The organism is Acidobacteriota bacterium (genome assembly GCA_039028635.1).
Lineage (GTDB): Bacteria > Acidobacteriota > Thermoanaerobaculia > Multivoradales > JBCCEF01 > JBCCEF01.
This window is the reverse complement of the sequence record JBCCHV010000112.1, coordinates 1-5,283: the sequence shown is the minus strand read 5'-3', so window position 1 is coordinate 5,283 and position 5,283 is coordinate 1. Positions and strand designations below refer to the sequence as shown.

Annotated in this window: 7 protein-coding genes; 4 read left to right on the top strand and 3 right to left on the bottom strand. The window is 65.9% G+C overall.

The genetic code is table 11. The annotated features are described in order from the left end of the window. Together AAF604_24690 and AAF604_24685 are read right to left on the bottom strand one after the other, a co-directional pair. The coding region (locus AAF604_24690; GenBank protein MEM7052883.1) for an ATP:cob(I)alamin adenosyltransferase at nt 1-176 on the bottom strand (176 nt) is incomplete at its 3' end. Between the two features lie 91 nt (nt 177-267). Continuing rightward, nucleotides 268-1,191 (bottom strand): hypothetical protein, encoded by a 924-nt coding sequence (locus AAF604_24685; GenBank protein MEM7052882.1) that lies wholly within the window; start codon nt 1,189-1,191, stop codon nt 268-270. Nucleotides 1,192-1,369: 178 nt separating this feature from the next. Between AAF604_24685 and AAF604_24680 the strand changes: the two genes are divergently transcribed. Then, nucleotides 1,370-2,686 carry a sulfatase gene (locus AAF604_24680; protein MEM7052881.1) on the top strand — a complete coding sequence of 439 codons (1,317 nt, stop codon included), beginning with the start codon at nt 1,370-1,372 and terminating at the stop codon, nt 2,684-2,686. Between the two features lie 18 nt (nt 2,687-2,704). Here the strand turns inward: AAF604_24680 and AAF604_24675 are convergent, their stop codons facing one another. Next, a complete protein-coding gene (locus tag AAF604_24675) occupies nt 2,705-3,781 on the bottom strand; it encodes a hypothetical protein (GenBank protein MEM7052880.1) in 1,077 nt (358 codons plus the stop codon). A gap of 313 nt (nt 3,782-4,094) precedes the next feature. Here AAF604_24675 and AAF604_24670 point away from each other — a divergent pair, with 313 nt between their 5' ends. The 3 genes from AAF604_24670 to AAF604_24660 all read left to right on the top strand — a co-directional run. Next, nucleotides 4,095-4,325: a CPXCG motif-containing cysteine-rich protein gene (locus AAF604_24670; protein ID MEM7052879.1), complete on the top strand. Its 231-nt coding sequence runs from the start codon at nt 4,095-4,097 to the stop codon at nt 4,323-4,325. Nucleotides 4,326-4,333: 8 nt separating this feature from the next. Further along, entirely contained in the window at nt 4,334-4,672 is a 339-nt protein-coding gene (locus tag AAF604_24665) for a cupin domain-containing protein (protein MEM7052878.1), read from the top strand. A gap of 370 nt (nt 4,673-5,042) precedes the next feature. Then, a partial coding sequence (locus AAF604_24660; GenBank protein MEM7052877.1) for a hypothetical protein occupies nt 5,043-5,283 on the top strand: 241 nt, incomplete at its 3' end.

Here is a 5,283-nt window from a genome sequence, read left to right as displayed (position 1 = left end):
GGCCTCAAACGCTCGTCCAGATCGCTCGCCAGCGCCACGCCGACCACCGCGTTGAGCTCGTCGACGGTGCCGTAGGCGGTGGTTCGCAGGGAGTCCTTGGGAACCCGACGGCCGCTGCCCAGGCTGGTGTCCCCGGCATCGCCCTTCTTGGTGGTGACCTTGGTGATCCTCGGCATGATCTCGCAGTCCTCGCTCTCGGTTGGTGCCTGGTCCAGCGGCAGACCTCCGGCATCCGGAGTCTAGCCCGGATTGGTCACCAGCCGTCGTCTACCCGGGCAGGAAACGGCGCACGGCGTCGGACCAGGGAATGTCGTCCTGGGCGTTGGCGGCGAACTGCCGAACGATCAGAATCGACCGGGGTGCCGCCTGAAGCTCATCCACCGATCGACCATGGCGCAGGTAGGTGGTGTGAAAGAAGAGATCGTCGAGCCAGACGAAGGCGCGCCCCGGCACCAGCTCGCGCTGTAGCTCGGGGACCGGCAGCGAGGCTTCGCGCATCTGGGGCTGGACGGCGTCGATCTCGTGATCGCTCATCTCGCGGAAGGCGAAGTTCTGCCCCTGAAACAAGGCGCGATGCGGCGCTGCCACCCGGCCGTCGTCGTCCAGCAATCCGGCTCGCGGAACGAAGTGGACGTTGAGCACTTCGTGACTGTTCTGCAGACCGAGATCCCAAACCATGCGATAGCAGCTCGGGATGTCCGCTTCGCGGCGCACTTCGTCGACCGAGGCATGGGAGTCGCGGTGAAAGAAGCGCGGAAAAGTCCGCACCTTGCGCAGCGAAGGGACCACCGACAGCAGGTGCTTCTCATCCGGGCGGCGCAGAGCCGCGGCGAAGTCATCGACCAAGGCCAGGAAGGTGCGCAAACGCGGAAAGCTCTCGAGGTCGACCGCTTCCGCGCCCTCCCCCTCGGCCGTTCCCCAATTGAAGATCGCCGCGGATCCGCCGCCGGCGGACCCGAGATCGCCGACCAAGAACTGTGAATAGGCGTCGACCCCCGGTGCCAGGTAGCGATTCTGAACCTGTTCTATCTCTACCTGCAGCTCGCCGGCGCCGGCAGGGTCGAAGACCTCCGCCTGCAGCAGGCGCCCTGCCTCGAGACCATGCACCCGCCGGGCCAACTCCGTCGGCGCCAAGGAGCCGCCGGTGAGGTCTATTTGATCGATGTCGAAATTGAAGCGATTCGTGGACACGCTGCCCTCCGGCCGGGACTCTAGCAGGTTGCTCCCTGAGCTGCGCAGCAGCCTGCTGGGCATTCGAAAGCGCTCCGGCCACCCTGACCGTCGCGCCCGCGGGCGGCCCGTCGTCTGCTTTTGTTAGGATCCGGTGGTCGAAGGTAGCCCGCTTCAAAACACCCCCTCCCGAGACTTCATGACTTCGAGAATTCGGCTCTTTCTCGTGCTCGTTTTGGTGCTTCTGGGCTGGCCCCCGTGGCTGGCCGCCGATGACCGGCCGGACATTCTGCTGATCACGGTCGACACGCTGCGCGCCGATCGCCTGTCGGGCTACGGCTACGAGCGCCCCACCAGCCCGCGACTCGACGCCCTCTTCGCCGAGGGCGCCCTGTTCACCGACGCGCGGACCGTCGAGCCCCTCACCAATCCGGCCTTGAGCTCGATGATCACGGCCTCGTTCCCGCACGAGCACGGCGCCACCCGCAACGGTCTCCGTATGCGCCCGGACCTCGAGTCGCTGCCCAAGGTCCTCGACCGAGCCGGCTATCGGACCGCTGCCTTCGTCGCCAACTGGACCCTCAAGGACTCCATCTCGGGCCTCGCCGAGCATTTCGATCACTACGGTGAGATCCTCACCCGCAAACGCTGGTTCGGCTTCTTCAAGGGCGAGGCCACCGCCGAGGACGTCAACGCCGCCGCCATCGAATGGCTGGGCCAGGAAAGCGGGCGCCGTCGCCCGGTGTTCTCCTGGGTGCACTATGTCGAGCCCCACGCACCCTATCTGCTCCACAAGGGTTACCTCGACCTCGCCGGCGAAGCCTCGAAATCGGATCGTTACGACACCGAAGTCGCCTACGTCGACGATCACATCGGTCAGCTCCTCGACGCTCTGCCGCCGTCGCCCCGCAGTCGCCTGGTGATCTTCACCTCCGACCATGGCGAAAGCCTCGGTGAGCACGGCTACTGGGGGCACGGCCGCAATCTCCATGAACCCGGCCTGCACATCCCGCTGGCCTTCCACTGGCCCGGCAAGCTGGGCGCCGGACGCGTCACCGAGCCGGCGCTACTGATCGACGTCGCCCCCACCATTCTCGGATTGCTCGGCCTGAGCTCCCCGGACTCCTTCCGGGGCTTCGATTGGAGCGCGCGCTTGCAGGGACGGTCCGACGAGGTCCCGAACCGAGCCTGCCTGTTCCAGGCCCACAAGGGCGCCGTTCTGGGATCCCAGGAAGCCGACAATGCACGCCGGGCCGGGCTCCTCGCAGTCGGTCTGCTGCGCGACGGCAAGAAGGAAATTCTCCGCCTCGGCAGTGGCCAACTTCGCCTCTTCGAGCTCGCCCAAGATCCCTCCGAGCGCCGCAACCTCTCGTCGCCGAACGGTCAGCCGTCGGCGGAGCTCCTGCAGTGGCGAGAGCTGGTGGAGGACGGCCTCGAGCGCACCGAGGGCATGCCGCCGCCGGACGTCGACCCGGAGAGCGTCGAGAAGCTCAAGTCTTTGGGCTACACCAACTGAGTCGCCGCCGATCGCCGATCACAGGTCGTCGCTGTCGAGGGTTCGCAACGGCTGAGTGGTGGCGAAGTGCGGCAGGACGGAAGCATCGCTGTAGGGCCCCTCGACGCCGCGATCGAAGACCTCTTCGGCCTCGAGCAGCCAGAGATAGCTGTTCGGGTTGTGCTGGAAGTCGACCTGCGCCAGCCAAGGCTCTCCCTGCGGGCTCTGCCGCTGGCTGGGAATCTGAACCCCGCGCAGCTCGAGCCGGCGACCGACCTCGACCACCGGCTCCTGGGCTCCGAGCCGATCCACGACCTCGGCGACGACGCGCTCGATGTCGATCGGGTCGGCCCCGCGTTCGTCCCGAGTGGGTAGCGAATTGGGGATCCCGAGCTGACTCAAGGGACCGAGGCGGGCCCAGACATAGGGCACCGCATCGAAGGGATTGACGACGCGAAACACCGTGTCGCCGAACCGTTCGGCGCCGCGCCGAGCGAGCTCGGCGTTGCCGACGCTCGGCCCTCCGAAGGTCCAGGTCTCGACCCTGCCGGCCGCCAAGACTTCGCCGAGCTCCTCATCGAGAGCCCAGCGCAGCAGCTCGACCACCGGCCCGGCGAGGCCATGGGCGGCGAGGCTCAAGCTCCAGTTTTCGTGCTTGGGCAGCTCACGACGCAGGAAGCGCAACAGCGGCCCACGGCGGGGATCGCTCATCGCCAGCAGCTGCTGCTGTGCCCGCACCGCGCCACGGGCGGCGCGAGCACCGGCCGGGGCCCCCGCCAGGGGCACCGCCTCCAACCATTCGGCGGCTCCGATATGGGCCAGAAAGCTCCACCGCGGAGCCCGCACAGCAATGACGAAATGAACCCCCTTGGGATCGTCGCGGCGGGCGACGTACATCGCCAGGCCGGAGGCATTGAGGGGCGGCGCGTTCTCCCGCGAGAGGGTCGGTCCCCACACCCGCCGCCAAACCCCTCCGGTGGCATAGTGCCGCTGCTGGAGCTGGTCGTCGATCCCCGCCTGGACGAACCCTCGGTTCGCTCCGGCCCGCACCGAGGCCACGGCCGCGAGCGTCATCAGCTCGGCCGCATCGCGCCTTCTCGCCTGATCCATGATCATCACCCCTCCCACCGTTGGAATACGACAAGCACGCGCCGTCTCCGCCAACGTCGACTCGATGCAAATGATTCGAAAAGAGCTTACTTCAGAACGACAGGTCGCCTCACACCTGCAACCGAGGGTGCCTCGCCACGGCCGAATCATTACATCCCGGCTTCGCTCCGAGACAGAGCACTCCGTAGACTCTAGTGTCTCGCCCCTGGCGTCGAGAGACAGCCCGGGGAGCACCATCCGCTCCCTTCCCTACTGCAACGGCCGACGCCTCGCTTCATTCCTCTCGCGATCGCCGTTGAATCGCCGTCCCGGAGCTCCGGTGGAACTAGAATCGGGACGCCAACGACTCCAACGACAGCCGCCAAGCTCCATGCTCACTCCCCAGCTCATCACCTGCCCCTACTGCGGCGAAGAGGTCGAGATCTACCTCGATCCCGAGAGCCGCGGCGAGATGGTCCACGACTGTGAAGTGTGCTGCAATCCCTGGCTCCTGGCCGTCGAACGGGACGGCCGGGGAAACCTCTCGGCGCGAGCCGAACGTCTTCAGTGAGAAAAGCGATGAAGATCCTCAGACCAGAGAACGAAGCCGTCTTTCGGAACGACAAGATGGGCAAGGCGACCCTCTTCCAATCACCCCACCTGCTGGTCGGCCTGAACGCCTTCCAGGCCGGCCAGAGTCACCGCCTCCACGTTCATGACGACATGGACAAGATGTACTACGTGGTGTCTGGTAGCGGCCGCTTCCTGCTCGCTGAAGACGAGCTGCCGATGACCGCTGGCGACCTCCTCGTCGCCCCCGCCGGCGAGCCCCACGGCATCGCCAACCCGGGAACCGAACGCCTGCTGGTGCTGGCAGTGCTGGCACCCGGCCCGGGGGATAGTTCTCGGAAGCCTTGAAGGCGTCCTGCCCTTTACCGACGTCGCCGCCTCTCGGCCTAGGGAGCGCCGTCCGGATCGCTACCCTTGCGCCTTGACGCAGCACTCTGAGGAACCGCGGCGCCCTTGACAGCGACAATTTATTCTTGCATCCTCTTGGTGCGAACAATCTGAATCGCTGAACAACAAGGGCTCACGGTTTCGTTCTGAGGTTGAGGAGCTTCAGGGCGATCTGGCCGAAGAGTGATCAGACTCCCGCGAGGGAACTTTCCCGTTCTTTTGCGAGTCTGATCAGAGAGTCGCTGAGCCGTGGCCATCGGTCAGCCTCGAGGCTGCCATCGCCACGCCCCAAAGACGCTGTTTCATTCTCAGGAGGCGGAAAGGATGATGCATGCCGTTCGTGGTGCGAGGACTCTTCGAAAGGTTATTCCTACGTTCTTCGGTCTCCCTGATTCCAGTTTCGCTGGTGTTTTCAGCACTGCTGCTGAACGGCGCCGCCTTCGGCCAGGCGCCTGAGAGCTGTACCTCCAACATTCTCTACTCGGCGGACGTGCCGGGCACCTCGGAAGACCCGGCGCTGTGCTTCGCCTCGCAGGCGCGCTGCGAGACGCCGATCGATGACGGTCGCTTCC

Coding starts and splice junctions, on each gene's coding strand:
- AAF604_24675 (MEM7052880.1), bottom strand. CDS start 3,781: ATGATCATGGATCAGGCGAGAAGGCGCGATGCGGCCGAGCTGATGACG.
- AAF604_24665 (MEM7052878.1), top strand. CDS start 4,334: ATGAAGATCCTCAGACCAGAGAACGAAGCCGTCTTTCGGAACGACAAG.
- AAF604_24680 (MEM7052881.1), top strand. CDS start 1,370: ATGACTTCGAGAATTCGGCTCTTTCTCGTGCTCGTTTTGGTGCTTCTG.